Origin of the sequence: Kitasatospora sp. NPDC059646, assembly GCF_042734615.1 — a bacterium.
In the GTDB taxonomy this organism is placed as follows: Bacteria; Actinomycetota; Actinomycetes; order Streptomycetales; family Streptomycetaceae; genus Kitasatospora.
Window position 1 is genome coordinate 1 of the sequence record NZ_JBHWDS010000033.1, and the last position, 15901, is coordinate 15901.

The window sequence follows — 15901 nt, forward strand, 5'->3', positions numbered from 1 at the left end:
TGCCTTCCACGCCGACGGCGATCACCTGGCCGTGCGCGTTCAGGAAGGCCAGGGCCGCCGCGTATCCCGCGGCGGTGGTGGTGAACTCGGCGTCCACGAGGTGGCCGCCGTTGTCGCTGATGACCGCGACGTGGAGGGTGTCGGCATGGGAGTCGACCCCTCCGAACACGTACTGGTCCGCGGTGTCCGCTGCGACCGCTGATGTCATGCCGATGACGCCTTCCCGCCGGTGGACGGCACCGGCCGGGGGCGCAGACAGGACATTGAGGAGGCTTCCGGCCAGGCTCCTATCAGGTCATGTTCCACCCGGCCGGAGCCATGAGAACAGGTCCCGGTGGTCGGACAGAACAGCTTGAGGACAACCCAGCAGGGCGTCAGTCAGTGCCCGAGCCACGACCACCGGAACCTGAGTATCAGCATCAATGTCAGTGCCTGCGGGCAGGCTGACCGCCATGGACAACGACGAGTTCTGGCAGCTGATCGACACCGCGCGGGCGGCGGCCACCCCCGGCCTCCCCGTCGAGCAGGCGCTGGTGGACGTGCTGGCCGGCCTTCCCGAGCAGGAGATCTTCCGCTTCGAGGACCGCTTCGTGCGCCTGCACGACGCCCTGTACCGGTGGGACGTCTGGGCGGCGGCGTACCTGATCGGCGGCGGCTGCTCCGACGACTCGTTCATGGACTTCCGGGCGGGCGTGATCTCCGAGGGCCGCACCTGGTACGAGAAGGTCCTCGCCGAGCCGGACGCGATCGCCGAACACCCCGCCGCCGCGGGCGAGGACCCCTTCGACGCGGAGGGGGTGTTCTTCAACGAGGCCGTCAACTACGCGGCCGCGCACGCCTTCGAGCGCCGCACCGGCGACCGCTCCGCCTTCTACCCGGCGTACGACCTGCACCGCACCGAGCAGGGCCTGGAACGGCCGGCCGACCCGGAGGCGGGCATGGGCGAGGAGTTCGACTTCGACGACGACGCCGAGATGGAGCGCCGCCTGCCCCGGCTGGCCGCCCGCTACCTGCTCGACTGACCTCCCCCGCCGCCTGCCCGACGGCCCGTCAGCGGTCGAAGCGGAACGCCAGCAGCGTCGCGTCGTCCTCCGACAGCGGGCCCGACATGTCGCGGACCACGGCGTCCACCAGCGTCTGCAGGACGGGCTCGGCGGCGTGCGCCTCGACCGCCGCGCAGAGGTCGTCGAGGCGCACGTCGATGTCCTGGTCGCGGCGCTCGATCAGGCCGTCGGTGTAGAACAGCACGGTGTCGCCGACCCGGACCAGCGTCTCCACGGCCCGGTAGGCGACCGCCTGGAGCACGCCGAACGGCGGGCCGACCTCGGTGGGCAGCAGCGAGGCACGTCCGTCGCGGAGCAGGACCGGCGGCGGGTGGCCGGCGCAGATCCAGCGCAGCAGGTGCCGGTCGGGGTAGTAGCGGGAGACGATCGCGGTGGCCGTGGACTCGTCGCTGTCGTCGCAGGCGATCCGGTTGAGCCAGCCTCCGAGCGACTCCACCAGCGCGCCGGTGAACGCCAGCCCCGCCAGCGCGTGCCGCAGCATCGACATCAACGCGACCGCGTCCAGCCCGTGCCCGCGGGCGTCGCCGACGGCCAGCAGGGCACGCCCGTCCGGGAGTTGACGGACCTTGAACCAGTCGCCGCCGACCCGGCCCTCGGCCGGGCGGTAGGCGACGGCGGAGGTCACACCGAGGCCGACCAGGGTGGCGGAGCGCGGCTGCAGGGCGTCCTGGAGGCGCTGGACCACGCTGTGCTCGGCGTCCGCCCGGCGGGCCTGACGCTCCGTCTCCTCCTGCTGCTCGCGCAGCCGGCGCTGGCTCTCGTACAGCTCGGTGACGTCCTGCAGGACGGCGCGCAGGCCCTCGATCGGACCGTCCTCGTCGCGCAGCACCTCGGCGACCAGCCGGATCCGGCGGGGCCGGCCGACGCCGTACAGCTCGGTGAGCACGTCGATGTCCGCGCCGCTGGTGAGCAGCCGGTCGAGCTCCCGGTACAGCGCGGGACGGGCGGTCTCGGTGACCCGGCCGAGCACCTCACGGGTGGTCAGCGTCTCGGTGTCGGGGCTGCGGCCGAGCAGCACGGCGAGTCCCGGCGAGACGTCGAGCCGCCCGTCGCGCAGGTTCCACTCGGCCCAGCCGACCCGGGCGATCCGCTGCGCGGCGCGGGCCACCTCCTCCCTCCGGTCGTCGGTCCACAGCAGCAGCAGACGGCGGCCGAGGCGGTGCACGGTGAGCCGTTCGCGACGGCTGCGGGCGCTGCCGTCCGGGCCCGCGCCCTCCCACCGGACCGCCAGGCCGTGCGCGGCGTGCCCGGTGCGCAGCACCTCGGCGACGGCCACCGCGACCTGTTCGGTCCACAGTCCGGGGTACGACTCGCGCAGCGACACGCCGTGCCCCTCGGCGGCCCGCCCCGCCAACTGCTCCGGGTGGTACGGGTGCCGGGCGGCGGACTCGTTGACGATCACCACGGCCAGGTCGCGCAGGGCGCCGTCGCCGTCGCGGACGGGTTCGGCGAGCAGCGACGCCTGCGGGACGGCGTCCAGCAGGCGGTGCAGGTCCTGGTCCGGCGGGCGGGCGAGGTCCGGGTCGAGGGCGGCGTCCGGCACGATCTGCGGCGGCGGGCCGGGCGGTCGGCCCGAGGCCCGGCCGGGGAGCTCCTCGCGCAGCCGGCGGACGGTCCGGCGCAGCGCCTCGCCCCAGTCGGCCTGTTCGGCTCGCCCGTACAAGCCCCGCCCCTCTCCGCTCGGCGTTCCCTGACACTGTTCCGGCCCGCCCCACCGCCCGGCGACCGCACCGGCCCGGACGGGTGAGCCCGGCCGTCCGGCAGGTCCGACGATACGTCACCACCCGCCCCGTGGACCGGGAACTGCCTGCTCAGGCGGGGCGTTGTCGACTCGGAACGATCTTCGGAGCGCTCCTCGGACCGACCGTCCGGCCGGTCTTCGGACAGGCCCCGGGCGGGCCTGCCGGACTGGTTGCCGGACGGCCTGCCGGTCGGTCCCGGGGAGCGCGTCGGACGATCTCCGGAACGATTCACGGCTCGACTGGAGGAGCAGCATGTCAACGGCCTTGGCGAAGGGCGCCAACGTTCCCGTGCTCCGGGACGGCAAGGGCCCGGCGACCGTCCTGATCGGCCTCGGCTGGCAGGCCGCCGACGCATACGACCTGGATGCGAACGCGCTGCTGTGCGACAACGACGGGAAAGCCCTTTCCGACCAGCACTTCGTCTTCTTCAACAACCTCACCAGCCCCGACGGCGCCGTCACCCACCTCGGTGCTCCCGGCGACGGCACCGACCGCGAACAGCTGCGCGTCGACCTCGGCGCGGTCGAGAGCGCCGTCCAGCGGATCGTCTTCACGGTCGCCATCTACCAGGCCGACCAGCGCCGCCAGGCGTTCGGCTCGGTGCGCGGCGCGTACGTCCGTGTGGCGGACGCGGCGGGCGGCGCCGAACTCGCCCGCTACGAGCTCGGCCCCGAACTGACCACCGAGACCGCCGTCGTCTTCGGCGAGCTCTACCGGCACGGCGGCGGCTGGAAGTTCCGCGCCATCGGCCAGGGCTACTCCTCCGGCCTGGCCGGCATCGCCACCGACTTCGGCGTCGCGGTCCTCGCGCCGGCGCCGGCCCCTGCCGCCGCCCCCGCCGCCGTGCCGGCCCCTGCCGCCGCCCCCGCCGCCGTGCCGGCGCCTCCCGCCCCGCCGACGCCCGCAGCCGCGCCCGCCGTCGCACCCGCGGCGGCCGCGCCGTTCCCCGCCCTGCCCGACTCCTCCGGAGGTTCCCCGGTGACCTGCTTCTTCGACCCCTCCCACGGCCCCGGCACCACGGCCGTCCTCTGGTCCCCGCAGTGGGGCGTGCCGCGCCAGATCCACTCGTGCGGGGCCTGCGCCCAGCGCGTCCAGACCACCCCGCCGCCGTACTACACGGCTCCCGCCGCCCCCGGGTACCCGCAGCAGGGCTACCCCGCTCCCCAGCACGGCTACCCGGCCGCCCACCAGGGCGGCTACCAGGGCGGCTATCCCTCCGAGCAGCCCCAGGGCCGCCGCTACGGCACCGGCGCCCTGATCGGCGCCGGCGCCGCCGGCCTGGTCGGCGGTGTCCTCCTCAACGAGGCGCTCAGCGACGACAGCCCCGACGTGATCGTCAACAACTACTACGAGGAGTAGCCCCTCACGCGGGCGCCCCCGGTCCCGCACCCGTCCGGGCCCCGGGGGCACCACGCGACCGCGAGGCAGCCGGTTCCGCGGCCCTCCGTCGGGCACCTGGTCGTCGCACGTCCCGACGGCCCCTCGACTTCTCAGCCGGATCCGCTGCCCCTGGTGTCCCTCGTGTCTCGAACCGGTCGGTCGGGCTCCGGGGGCGGAGGCCGGTGCTGTGCGAAGTCTTGACGGTCCACCGACGACGCCCCTACGGTGCGGACACCGGTGGCCCCGGGCGGGTGGCCACGGCATCCCCCGTTCCGCGCCAGGAAGGGCGGCCGTGTTGCCCGTTCACCCGCTCCCCCACCCGAGCGGTACCAGCCCCGTGCCGGGCGGTGCCGTCCCGTCGCCGATGTCCGACCGGTCCGGTCCGGACGGCCCGCCGGGCTGCCCAGGGCCGACGCTCGCTCAGGTCGCCGCCCGCGCCGGCGTGTCCAGCGCCACCGCCTCGCGGGTGCTGAACCGGTCCGCGCCGGTCTCGGCGCAGATCGCCGCCCGCGTCGAGTCCGCCGCCCGCGAGTTGCACTACGTGCGCAGGCGGGCGCCCGCGGCGACGGCCCGCGACACCGGGGCGATCGCCGTCGTCGCGTTCGCCGACGTGCTCCGCTTCCACGCCGACCCGTTCCCGGTGCGGCTCCTCGCGGGCGCGCAACGCGGCGTCCCCGACCGGGAGTTGGTGGTCCTGACGGCAGGACCGGGGCCGGCCCGGCCGTCGCTGGTGCGGTACCTGTGCGGCGGCCACGTGGACGGGGTGCTGCTGGTCGGGCGGTGGGGGGACCCCGCGCTGCCGGGGCTGTTGCAGGCGGCGGGCGTGCCGGTGGTCTCGCTGGGGCGGCCGCCGAAGTCGCAGCGGCTGGCGCACGTGGACGCCGACAACCTGAGCGGGGCGCGGGCCGCCGTCCGACTGCTGCACCGGGCGGGGCGGCGGCGGATCGCCACCATCGCGGGGCCGCCCGACACCGCCGCCGGCGCGGACCGGCTGGCCGGCTACCGGCGCGCCCTGCTCGACCACGGCGACCCGGCCCGGTGCGCCGTCGCGTACGGCGACTTCGGGTCACGCTCCGGCGAGCACGCGATGCTCCGGCTGCTCGACCAGTACCCGGACGTGGACGCGGTGTTCGCCGCCTCCGACGCGATGGCGGTCGGCGCCCTGCGGGTCCTGCGCCGGCTGGGCCGGCGCGTCCCGGACGACGTCGCGGTGGTCGGCTTCGACGACTCCCCGGCCGCCGCGACCGCCCGACCGGGCCTGACCACCGTCCGCCAGCCCGTCGAGGACCTCGGCGCCCGGGCCGTCGAGCTCCTCCGCGACCCGTCCCCCACCCGCTCCGTCGTCCTCCCCACCCACCTGGTGGTCCGTCAGTCCTGCTGACGCCAGTGCCGACGGCCCGCCGACCGGAACCGGCGGGCCGCGGGCGGTCCGCGACGCGCGGCGCGGGCCTGCGATCATGGGCAGCCGGGTCCGCGCGCGGGCGCCGGAACGACGGAAGGGGGGAGCCGGGTGGAGCGGAGCGGGACGTGGCGCCGGCTGCAGCCGCTGCGGGTGGCGCCCAGCTGGGTGATCGACATGAACAGCCTGTACGGCGTGGACCCTTCGCCGGAGACCATGGAGTGGTTCTACGGATCCGTCCTGGTGAGCGGCCACTGCCGCCACGACGGGCTGTGCTTCGACGTGCGGTGGGAGCCGGAGGGCGATCCCGACGGCTGCTTCACGGCCGACTTCCTCCGGCTCGGCGGCTTCGGGCGGCGCGGACCCGCTCCCGGCGACCACACCCACCTCGGCACCTGGACCACCCGCAGCCGATCCGAACTCGTGGCGGTCCTGGAGGAGTTCATGTTCACCAGGAGACCGCCGGCCGGCCTCACGCCGCCGCCCGAAGCGACGTGACCTGACGCTCCTTCAGGTCACGGACGCGGATCGGACAGCGGTCGGCGAGGGCGCCGCCGCGCGGGGACGATCTCGATCCGGGTGACCAGGCCGTCGCCGTCGAGCCGCAGGCGGATCAGTGCGAACGGACGGCCGCCCGGGGCGATCACCGCGCCGGGGCGGCCGTCCAGCAGCAGCGGGACGGCGAGTGCGATGCGGGCGGCGAAGGCGCGGGTCTCGGTGGCGATCGCCGCCGCGCCGTGCACCTCGGTCGGGGCGCCGGGCGGGAGCAGGCCGGGATCGGCGAGGCGGACGGCGTCGGGGGCCAGCAGGGCGACCAGCCGAGCCAGGTCGCCGCCCCGGGCCGCGGCCAGGAAGGCGTCCACGATGCGCAGGTGGGACGCGGCGGGGGTGCCCGGCGCGGGCCGGGCGGCCCGCAGCGCGGCGCGGGCCCGGCTGGCGAGTTTCTTCGCCGCGTCCGGGCGGACGTCGAGGACCTCGGCGATCCGGTCGAACGGGACGGTGAACAGGTCGTGCAGGACGTACGCCACCCGCTGGCGCGGCGGGAGGGCGTCGAGCAGCACCAGCAGCGCCCGGGAGACCTCCTCGCGGCGCAGGAAGGCCTCCTCGGCAGCGAGTTCCTCGGACTGGAAGTCCTGCTCCGGCAGCGGGAGTTCGGGGCGGCGGGCCCGGGACCGCAGGAGGTCGACGCAGAGCCGGGCGGTGACGGTGGTGAGCCAGGCCTCCGGGTTGTCCAGGGTGTCGGCGTCGACGCCGTTCGCCCTGGTCCAGGTGGTCTGCACGGCGTCCTCGGCGTCCTGGTGGGAGCCGAGGATGCGGTGGGCGAGCGAGAGCAGCCGGGGCCGGGCGGCCTCGAAGTGTGCGATCAGTTCCACGAGGGGGTCACCTTTCGGGTGCCGGGGTCGTCGGGAGGGGTGAGAGAGACCGACGGTCGGCCGTGCGGGCCGATGACCTGGCCCTTCGAGGAGTCGAGATGAGTCTAGCGTTCATGGATCTGCCGTTCCGGCAGGCGGGACCGGCCCGGGAACGGTGGGGGCGGTGAGCGCGGCGGTGCTGTTCGCCCTCACGGTGTGCTGCGTGCTGGCGAACGCCTTCGAGGTGGGGGCGAAGCTGCTTCGGGCCCGGTTCGTGGTGCAGAACGCGACGGAGATCGGGCTGGACCCGCGCCGGCTCCCGATCCTCGCCCTCCTGGAGGGCGCGGGCGCGTTCGGCGTGCTGGCCGGCCTGTTCGGACTCCGGCAGCTGGGCCTGGCGGCGGCCGTCGGCCTGGTGCTGTTCTTCGTCGGCGCGGTCCTCGCCCATCTACGCGCGCGCGTCCTGCACAACCTGGCGTTCCCCCTGGTGTTCCTGGCGCTGGCGATCGCCCCGGTGCTCCGCTTCGGGTAGTCGCCGGTGGACAGCAGCACCGCGAGGACGCCCGTGGCTGCCTTGAGCAGCGCCGGGTCGACGGCTGCCAACTTCTCCAAGGCGGGCGGGCGTTCGGCCAGGCGACCGGTCAGCCGGTTCCGCGGGGCGTCCGCCGCGGGCAGGTCGGCGCGGCGGGCGAAGGCGTCGGCCGGGGCTGGTTCCCGCGCGCTGGTGGACCGGTCGCTCCCGCGTCGAGCTCGGCCGACGGCAGCGGGCGGTTGGTGCGCGACTCGGCGCGGACGGTCCGTCGGCGGAGAAGCCGTGGGCGTGCACGCGGGGCGCGCCGCGCGTACGTGGCGCTGTGGCGGGTGGACGACGCCGCGTACGCGCAGACCGGGGCGAGCACGGGCCCGGCGGTGGAGCCGCGGCGGACCGGGCACCGCCAACGCCGCGGCTCCACCGTCGGGCCGGCTCACCCCCTTCGCTCCTGCTGGAACGTCACCTCGGATCCGCAGGGCGGCCGTCAGCCCCGGTAGGCCTCCAGCAGGCGCAGCCAGACCTCGCTGATCGTCGGGTAGGCCGGCACGGCGTGCCAGAGCCGGGACAGCGGGACCTCTCCGGCGACGGCGACCGTCGCGGAGTGCAGCAGTTCGGCGACGCCCGGGCCGACGAAGGTGACACCGACCAGGGTCTCCCGGTCGAGGTCGACGACGGCGCGGGCGCGGCCCCGGTAGCCGTCGGCGTACAGCGAGGCGCCGGCCACGCTGCCGAGGTCGTAGTCGACGGCGCGCACCCGCAGGCCGGCGTCCTCGGCCTGCTGCCGGGTCAGGCCGACGGCGGCGACCTCGGGGTCGGTGAAGACGACCTGCGGGACGGCCGCGCGGTCGGCGGTGGCGACGCTGCGGCCCCAGGGGGCGAGGTCGAGCGGGCGGTCGGCGGCGCGGTCGGCGATCACCTGGCCGAAGATCCGCCCCTGGTACTTGCCCTGGTGGGTGAGCAGCGCGCGGTGGTTGACGTCGCCGGCGGCGTACAGCCAGCCGCCGGGGACGTCCGTGGCGAGGCCGGTGTCGTCGGTGGTGATCCAGCTGCCGGGGGTGAGGCCGACGGTGTCCAGGCCGAGGTCGGCGGTGTTCGGGACGCGGCCGGTGGCGAACAGCACCTCGTCGGCGGGCAGTCGGGTGCCGTCGTCGAGTCCGAGGGTGATCGTGCCGTCCTCGGCGCGGTGCACGGAGGTCGCGGACACGCCGAGGCGGATGTCGACGCCGGCCGCGCGCAGGCCGTCCGCGACCAGCTGCCCGGCGAAGTCCTCGGTCCGGTCGAGCAGTCGGCCGCCGCGCACCAGCAGCGTCACCTCGCTGCCCAACGCCCGCCACGCGTAGGCCATTTCGACGGCGACGACACCGCCGCCGACCACCGCGAGCCGGCCCGGGACGCTGCTCGCGGACGTCGCCTCCCGGCTGGTCCACACCTTGGCCTCGGCGAGGCCCGGCAGGTCGGGCAGCGCGGCGCGGGTACCGGTGCAGACGGCGACGGCGTGCCGGGCGGTGAGCGTGCGCCGGCCGCCGTCCGGCGTCTCGACGGTGACCCGACGTTCGCCGTCGAGGCGCCCGCGGCCCCGGACCAGGTCGATGCCGGCGGAGGCGAGCCACGCCGCCTGCCCGTCGTCCTGCCAGTTCGACGCGAACCCGTCCCGCCGCTTCAGCACCGCCCCCGCGTCCAGCTCCCCGGTGACGGCCTCACGCGTCCCGGCCAGCCGGCGGGCGTCGGCGAGTGCGGCGGCCGGGCGGAGCAGCGCCTTGCTCGGCATGCACGCCCAGTACGAACACTCGCCGCCCACCAGTTCACTCTCGACGATCGCCACGCTCAGCCCGCCGGCCCGGGCCCGGTCCGCCAGGTTCTCACCCGTCGGCCCGGCCCCGACCACCACCACGTCGTAGCCGTCCCCGTCCGCACCCATCAGCAGCCGCCCTCCCGTCCGTCTCCCGCCGGCCGCACCATGACGGCCCGTCAGCCCATTCGTACACCACGGGCGGCCCCGTTCCCGTGCGCCTCACTGACCGGACACTGTCCCCACAGCGCCACGTCCATCCGGAGGCCAGTGGATGACCCCCTCGAAGCGCCGCTCGGTCTCCTCGTCCGACAGGTCACCCCCGACGACGTGCCAGCGCGTGAACCTTCCGGCCACGGCGAGTGGGATGCCGAACCCCCGTGCCATGTAGGTGACGACCTGGAACGCCGTTCCCGCACGGTCGTCGGACGGGCCCAGCTCGTCGACCAGCTTGCGCAGCACCGCGACGACCGAGCGCTCGGAGATCCAGCAGCCCCGGATCGACCGAATGACCCGGGCGCGAGTCCTCTCGTACTCCTCGGCCTCCAGATCGCCGCCCGGCCCACCCGACGTCTGCGCACTCCCGCCGCCGGGCCGCCCAGCCGTGCTCGCGGCCTGCTGCAGTGCCTGTCGCAGATTGTCCGGCAGCCGGTCGACCAGCGCCTGCGCGCGTTCCCGGTTCTTCGATCCCGCCGGGTGGCGCAGGGCCCAACGCAGTGTCGGCACGGCATCGGGTGTGCGCAGGAACTCCCGCACAGCGGCGGCCTCGTCGCCCACCTCGGCCAGGGCGATCCACGCGGTCAGAGCCACCGGCACGTCCGTGACGGACCCGTCGAGGTCGGCGTCCCGTGGCCGGGAGCTCAACCGCAGCCTGCCGTCCCGGGTCTCCCCCAGCACCACACAGGTCAGTCGCTGCCCGATCGCCGGCCAGTCTCCGCGCCGCTCGCCGGGTCGTCCGAGACGGCCTCCGCAGCGACGAATCCGGGAACGTCGCCGGACGTGGTCCGTGTCCGCGGCCCGTAGTGCTGATGCCCGATCACCACACAGTCCACCAGCGCGTACTTGTCCATGTGCGAGCCCCCCTTCGCGTCCTCCTCGGAATTCGTGGCGCGTGCGGCGGGTTCCCGCCGGAACGGGCGGCCTGCCTCCACCGCGGCCGCCCGTTCCTTCCTGCCGACGCGGCTACCTGGCCGGTGCCGAAGCCGCGAGATCGTTCAGAGCGGCATTGACGACCTGCCAGCCGATCCCGAGGGTGTCCCGGTCGGGACGGCTCGGCTCGTCGGCTTCGGCGGCGGGGTGGACGAAGTTGCGGTAGCGGCGCAGAACGTGACTGAACTTCTGCGCGTCCGCATCGAGCCAACCGGCCTTGTGGCACACGTCGATGAGCGTCTCGAACCTGGCGTTGCGCACCGAGCTGTTGCCCAGCAGGGAGCGATCGCGCTCGAGTACGACCTGGAGCAGGACGCCTTCGAGCAGGCTGCCGAGCATCACCAGGGCCGCCACGTGTGCGCCGTTGGCGTAGCAGGTGCGGGCCTCGTCGAGGCGGCGTTGGAGCAGCAGGGCCATCTTGGGGTCGGCGACGATGTCGGTCATCGCGGCCTTGAGTTCGGAGGCACCGTACTCGGAGGGGTGCGCGAGGGCCGGGTCGCAGGGCAGCAGGCGGGGGCCTCCGCCACTGCTCTCCAGCCGGTAACCCTCGTGCACGAGGAAGGAGTTCACTGCGGTGACCACGTCGGCGAGCAGTTCCGGCTCGTCCAGGTATTCGCGGGCGTCGGCCAGCCGCAGCAGGACCTTCTCGATCTCGGCGGGCTGGTCGCGTCGGCCCATCAGCAGTTCGAGCGACCACTCGCGCCGGAACTGTCCGTCGTACTCGGGCACGTCCTGCCAGCCGGCGCGGCGCAGGAACCCGGCGATCTCGTAGCCCTTGCGGTAGTACAGGTCGTCCTCGCCGGTGACCACTCGGGACAGTTCGACGATGGTCTTCTCGTCGAGCGGCGGGTTGTCGGGCAGCGTGCGTGCAGAGCTCATCGGTTTCCTTCGGTGGTGACGGTCTGAGTGTTGTAGGTGGAGGGGTCGGTGTCGTCGGCGGTGTCGGTCTCCTCCGACGCCTGCTCGTCGCCCGGTTCGGGCAGCTGCAGCGGCGACCAGGGCTCGTCGTGGGCGGGGGCGGGGCGCGGCTGGTGGTAGTTGGCCGGCCGGATGCCCTGGCGGTCGAGCTCCTGCCAAAGGCCGGCCAGTGCCTGGTCGGGATCGAAGCGGAACTCGCTCTCCGGGATCCGCCAGAACCGCCAGCCGACGCGCTGGAGTTCGCGGTCGCGCTGCTGGTCGTGGCGGAGCTGTTCGAGTGTGGAGTGGTAGCGGTCGCCGTCGCACTCGACGCCGAGCCGGCCGCGGGCGCCGACCACGACCAGGTCGATCCGCTTGTTGCCCGCGGGGTACTGGGGGACGACGTGGTAGCCGCGCTCCTTGATCCGCAGGTAGACCTGCTGCTCGAACAGCGAGTCGAAGGGCTTGCGCGGGACGTCCGGCAGCACCGGGCCGAGGTCGTCCGCCTCGGCGAGCGCGGCAGGCGGGTTCTGCATGTAGGAGAGCAGGTTGAGCCGCAGGTCGCCGGACTTCAACTGGTCAGGCGGAACGGAGTAGAACAGCCGCATCTGGTCCTGGGCGCGGCTGGCGGCGACGTTGTACGCCTGCTGTTCGCTGCGCTGGCCACCGGCGATCTTGCGGACCCGGTCGACCACCATGGACAGCAGGATGACGTGGCGTTCGTCGCCCTGGAACATCGCGGCGGTGCCGACCCGAATGTCGTGCCGCTCCCGTACGGGTGCCGGGATTCGTTGCTGGATCAGCTGCTCCAGAAGTTTCACCTGGCCGCCGAAGCCGCCCTGGAGCACGATGACGCCCATGGTCCGGCCTTCGTAGGCGGGGTCGGCGGTGAGTTCGGCCAGGCAGTCGACGATCGCCTCGGCCTCCTTGCGGTTGCGGATCCGGTGGTCGCGGCCCTCGGCGACGCCGTCGGCGACGTAGTGGGTCAGCAGCGGGTCGAGCCGGTCGCCACCGTACTGGCGCAGCGGGATCAGTCCGGGCGGGTTGTAGAAGGTGGCGGAGGACCAGCCGATGATCTCCGGCATGCAGCGAAAGTGCTCCTGGAGGCGGATGGTGGACGGGAAGAAGGTGGACAGCAGCTGGTAGAGGTTCGAGTGCGGCATGTACAGCTGCCTCAAGTGCCTCGGTACGTCCGGGAGGTGGGCAGTGAGGCGGTCCTGGATCTGCTGGGTGCGGCCGAACCCGGTGACCGGCGGGGTGCACTGCTTGTCGTCGCCGACGACGATGATCCGGGGTGCCAGCCAGAGCAGGAACAGGGCGTCCATGCCGGCCTGGCTCGCTTCGTCGACGATCACCACGTCGAACGCGTCCTGGCGGGGTTCGATCATCTCGGCGACCCGGGAGATCGGCATCACCCAGGCGGGGACGGCGCTCTGCGCCACCTGCATGGCGCTGCGGGCGGCGGCCCCGAACTGGGCGGCGCTCTTGCCGGTGCCCCTTCCGTAGGACGCCATGTGGGAGCGGTAGGCCTGCAGGGCGGAGCGCTGCTCGTTGGTCATCCGCTCCAGGCAGTGCAGGCGGCCCTTCGCGGCGGCCAGATCGCCGGTCAGCTCCTCCAGCTTCGCTTCGTGTTCGGTGAGTTCGGCGTCCAGTCGCTGTTCCCGGCCGGGGGCGCGTTCGTCCTCGACGAACCTGCGGGCGGCGGCCCAGGCCCAGGCGTCGTCGAGGCGGGCCAGGCGCTGCGGCCACTCGGGATCGTGGCATTCGTCGGCGAGCCGACCGGCCAGGGCGGGGGACGCGGCGGCGAGTGCGTCGAGCAGCTGGGTGCAGCGTTGGCCGCGCATCAGCCGGCTGTGGGCGGCGGCGTAGGCGTCGAGTTCCTTGGTGTACCGGTCCAGGTCGCGGTCGGCGACGGCCTCGGCCATGGCGAGCGACTCGGGTGTCGGTGACGAACCGTCAGCGGGTGCGCGCAGGGTCCGTTCCCAGGCCGCCAGCCGTTCGGCGGCGTCCTCGGCGCGTTGACGGCCGGCCATCGCGGTGACGGCGGAGGCGAAGTCCTGCCATGCCTGGGGGCTGGTCAGATCGAGGAACATCGCGCGGCCGACGAGCAGTTCGTCGATCCGCTCGCGCAGCCCGCCGAATTCGGTGATTGCGGCGAGGTGCCGGTAGCGCTCCTGGAGGTCGGCGAGGCGCACCTCGAGCGGTCCGTCGTCGAGCGGCGCACCGGCCTGGGCCCAGCGAACGGTGACGGTGGTCAAGGTCAGGTGGGCGCGCAGGTGGGTGAGGACGGCGTCCAGGTCGGCGGGATCGGCGGGGCGGCGGCCGTCGACCCGGCAGCCGCCCAACAGCTCCTGGGCCTCCCGCAGTGACCTGGGGGTGAACAGTCCCCGCAGGCTCCGCGCTCCGGCGAGGTGTCTGCGCAGTTCGAGGGCGGCGGCGGCGATCCGGTCCGCGCTCTCCGGTGTGAGGCCGGACGGCAGGGTGACGGTGCGGACGCCGACGGAGTTCAGGGCACCGGCGGTGGCGGCGACGACGGGCTCGGCCTCGGCGACGCGCTGCCACAGGTCGTGACGGCGACGGGCCAGACGGTCGGCCAGGGCGCGCCGGCGCCACTCGGCGTCTCCCCAGTGCCGGGCGTCCCAGGGCACACCGAGCCGGTGCAGCAGGCCGCGTCCGGCGTTGAGCAGGCTGACCAGGTGATCCGTGGTGGGGGTGTCGAGGGTGGCGAGCCGGGCCCGGAGGGCGGTGGCCTCGGCGGACAGGCCGGAGACGCCGGGCCGGGCGTCGGCGATGGCGGTGGCGACCTGGCCGGGGGTGGGCAACAACCCCGGTGCGGGCGGCAGCGGGCCGGTGGACCGGTCGGCGGCGCCGTCGCGGAGCAGGACGAGCACCTCCTCCGCTTCGACGGGGGTGAGCGGCGGCCGGGCGGGTGCCTGGTCGGACAGGCTGCCGATCCATTCCAGCGCGGGTGCGGCGTCCTGGACGCGCTGCACGATCGCGGCGAGGGTGCCGGAATAGCCGGGTGCCACCTCGGGGTGCTGGTAGAGCTCGGCCTCTCGCAGCGCGATGATCTTTTCGGTGAGGAGCTTCTGCCGGCTCTGCAACTCCTGTCGGCTGCGGGTCAGCCGCCGGATCTCGTCGCGCAGTTGGGCGGGGTCGCCGGAGGCGGCCTGGTCGCTGAGCGCGTTGACGGTGCGTTCCAGTTCACTCGCGCCGTCCTGCCGGGCTCCGGACAGCAGCAGGACGCACAGGTCCCGGATGGCGGGCGGCAGTTTGTCGCGCAGCACGGTCAGGGCGTGGTCGCGGGCGCTGGTCACCAGGACCCGCTGGCCCTGCGCGAGCAGTGCGCTGAGCAGGTTGGCGATGGTGTGGGTCTTGCCGGTGCCGGGCGGGCCCTGGACCACCACGCCGGTGTCGCGTTGCAGGCGGTCCAGGACGGCGCGCTGTTGGGCGTTGGTCTTGAGCGGGAACAGCGGATCCTCGTCGAACAGGCCGCGGGTGGGGGTGTCGCTCCAGGCGGCCCGCTCCTGCGGGTCGAGCGTCATCACCAACTGGGCCAACCCGAGCGGGGCCTGGCGTTCGGACACCACGGCCTGGGCGATCCGCTCGTAGCAGCGCAGTACCGCATTGCGGTCCAGCGGACGCAGCATGAGCGCCGGGGCGAAGGTCAGCCGCAGGCCCGCGTCGGGAGCGGCCGGGGGCCGCCAGCCGGCGTTGAACGAGACCGGCCGCGGCAGCACCAGCTCCTGCCAGCGGGTCAGGCACTCGAGGGCGGCCTCGCCGAGCGGGTGCACGGGGTTGGCGGAGAGTTCCTCGGCGAGGGCGGTGGAGCGCTCCTGCACCAGACCGTCGTCGCTGTCCAGGAAGTCCTGGTCCTCCAGCCGCATCTCGCCGTCGGTGGTGAGGTCGACGGTGATCCGGGCGGTCCGACGGTCGATGTGGGTGACGACCCGGCGGGTGAAGATGTGCCGGTGCAGGGTTGTGCCGCGCGGCTCGCTCCAGGTCAGCAGGCCCGTCCCGAGGACGAGTTCGACCTGGTCGTCCTGCTGCACCAGGCGCTGGTGCCAGCGATACACGGTCTCGTACAGCGCACGCAGCGGCCGCTCGGCCCGCTCACGTTCCGCCCACCGGCGCCAGCGGCCCAGCCAGTTGCCGTACGCGCGCAGCACCTCGCCGGCAGCCTCGCGCTCCACCGTCGCGCCGGTGTCCTGCCAGAGCTCGAGTTCGCCCCGGCTCCGTTCCGGGCCCTGCTCGGCCAGCAGGGGATCGCCGCCGTCCGGGTCGCCGCAGGCGTGCTCGTCGAGCCAGCCGCGAAGTTCTGCGGGCACGTCGGGCGGCGCGCTCTGCGGGACGGGATCGAGCACCAGCAGCGAGCGGTCCGGTTGGTCACTCGGCCTGGCGAACACGGCGGGCAGGTCACTCAGCCACAGCTGCTCCCAGGAACGGGTGTCCCGGGCCCGCTGGGTGCCGCTCTGCACCACCTCGCGCAGGAAACCGAGCAGCGCGGCGGTCTGTGCGATGACCTCCGGATTCCGCGCGTGCAACCGTTGAACGTCCACCATTCTCCCCTCGGTCGGTGACGAACGTTCCAGGATGA

At 74.1% G+C, this 15901-nt stretch carries 12 protein-coding genes and 1 pseudogene; 5 read left to right on the forward strand and 8 right to left on the reverse strand.

Annotation, left to right across the window (positions count from 1 at the left end; all coding sequences use genetic code 11):
* A pseudogene (locus ACFV1L_RS22660) lies at positions 1–208 on the reverse strand (IS110 family transposase); the annotation flags it as partial.
* A 244-nt stretch (positions 209–452) separates the two neighbouring features.
* On the opposite strand from ACFV1L_RS22660, the gene ACFV1L_RS22665 reads away from it, so the two are divergent.
* The gene (locus ACFV1L_RS22665) at positions 453–1022 is read left to right on the forward strand and encodes a DUF4240 domain-containing protein (protein WP_380368377.1); all 570 of its coding nucleotides are present in this window, start codon (positions 453–455) and stop codon (positions 1020–1022) included.
* 28 nt (positions 1023–1050) lie between these two features.
* Here ACFV1L_RS22665 and ACFV1L_RS22670 read toward each other — a convergent pair whose 3' ends face one another.
* On the reverse strand, positions 1051–2727 hold the full coding sequence (locus tag ACFV1L_RS22670) for a PP2C family protein-serine/threonine phosphatase (protein ID WP_380368380.1): 1677 nt from the start codon (positions 2725–2727) through the stop codon (positions 1051–1053).
* A 331-nt stretch (positions 2728–3058) separates the two neighbouring features.
* Between ACFV1L_RS22670 and ACFV1L_RS22675 the strand changes: the two genes are divergently transcribed.
* The 3 genes from ACFV1L_RS22675 to ACFV1L_RS22685 all read left to right on the forward strand — a co-directional run bounded on the left by ACFV1L_RS22675 (position 3059) and on the right by ACFV1L_RS22685 (position 6083).
* Complete coding sequence (locus ACFV1L_RS22675; RefSeq protein WP_380368383.1) at positions 3059–4165, forward strand: TerD family protein; 1107 nt, start codon at positions 3059–3061, stop codon at positions 4163–4165.
* A 385-nt stretch (positions 4166–4550) separates the two neighbouring features.
* Positions 4551–5567, forward strand: a complete 1017-nt coding sequence (locus ACFV1L_RS22680) for a LacI family DNA-binding transcriptional regulator (protein WP_380368386.1) — start codon at positions 4551–4553, stop codon at positions 5565–5567.
* A 129-nt stretch (positions 5568–5696) separates the two neighbouring features.
* On the forward strand, positions 5697–6083 hold the full coding sequence (locus ACFV1L_RS22685; RefSeq protein WP_380368389.1) for a hypothetical protein: 387 nt from the start codon (positions 5697–5699) through the stop codon (positions 6081–6083).
* 17 nt (positions 6084–6100) lie between these two features.
* Here the strand turns inward: ACFV1L_RS22685 and ACFV1L_RS22690 are convergent, their stop codons facing one another.
* Positions 6101–6958 carry a sigma-70 family RNA polymerase sigma factor gene (locus ACFV1L_RS22690; RefSeq protein ID WP_380368392.1) on the reverse strand — a complete coding sequence of 286 codons (858 nt, stop codon included), beginning with the start codon at positions 6956–6958 and terminating at the stop codon, positions 6101–6103.
* A gap of 154 nt (positions 6959–7112) precedes the next feature.
* Between ACFV1L_RS22690 and ACFV1L_RS22695 the strand changes: the two genes are divergently transcribed.
* Positions 7113–7469, forward strand: coding sequence for a DoxX family protein (locus ACFV1L_RS22695; RefSeq protein ID WP_380368394.1), 357 nt, complete (start codon positions 7113–7115; stop codon positions 7467–7469).
* Positions 7470–7953: 484 nt separating this feature from the next.
* Here the strand turns inward: ACFV1L_RS22695 and ACFV1L_RS22700 are convergent, their stop codons facing one another.
* From ACFV1L_RS22700 to ACFV1L_RS22720, 5 genes are all read right to left on the reverse strand, one after another.
* Positions 7954–9387 (reverse strand): dihydrolipoyl dehydrogenase family protein, encoded by a 1434-nt coding sequence (locus ACFV1L_RS22700; protein WP_380368397.1) that lies wholly within the window; start codon positions 9385–9387, stop codon positions 7954–7956.
* Positions 9388–9480: 93 nt separating this feature from the next.
* Positions 9481–10068, reverse strand: a complete 588-nt coding sequence (locus tag ACFV1L_RS22705; protein ID WP_380368398.1) for a hypothetical protein — start codon at positions 10066–10068, stop codon at positions 9481–9483.
* A 95-nt stretch (positions 10069–10163) separates the two neighbouring features.
* Positions 10164–10328 carry a hypothetical protein gene (locus ACFV1L_RS22710; protein WP_380368401.1) on the reverse strand — a complete coding sequence of 55 codons (165 nt, stop codon included), beginning with the start codon at positions 10326–10328 and terminating at the stop codon, positions 10164–10166.
* Between the two features lie 112 nt (positions 10329–10440).
* Positions 10441–11286, reverse strand: coding sequence for a hypothetical protein (locus tag ACFV1L_RS22715; protein WP_380368403.1), 846 nt, complete (start codon positions 11284–11286; stop codon positions 10441–10443).
* Positions 11283–15866, reverse strand: a complete 4584-nt coding sequence (locus ACFV1L_RS22720; RefSeq protein ID WP_380368404.1) for an AAA domain-containing protein — start codon at positions 15864–15866, stop codon at positions 11283–11285. The genes ACFV1L_RS22715 and ACFV1L_RS22720 overlap by 4 nt, the downstream gene beginning before the upstream one ends.
* Positions 15867–15901 lie beyond the last annotated feature (35 nt).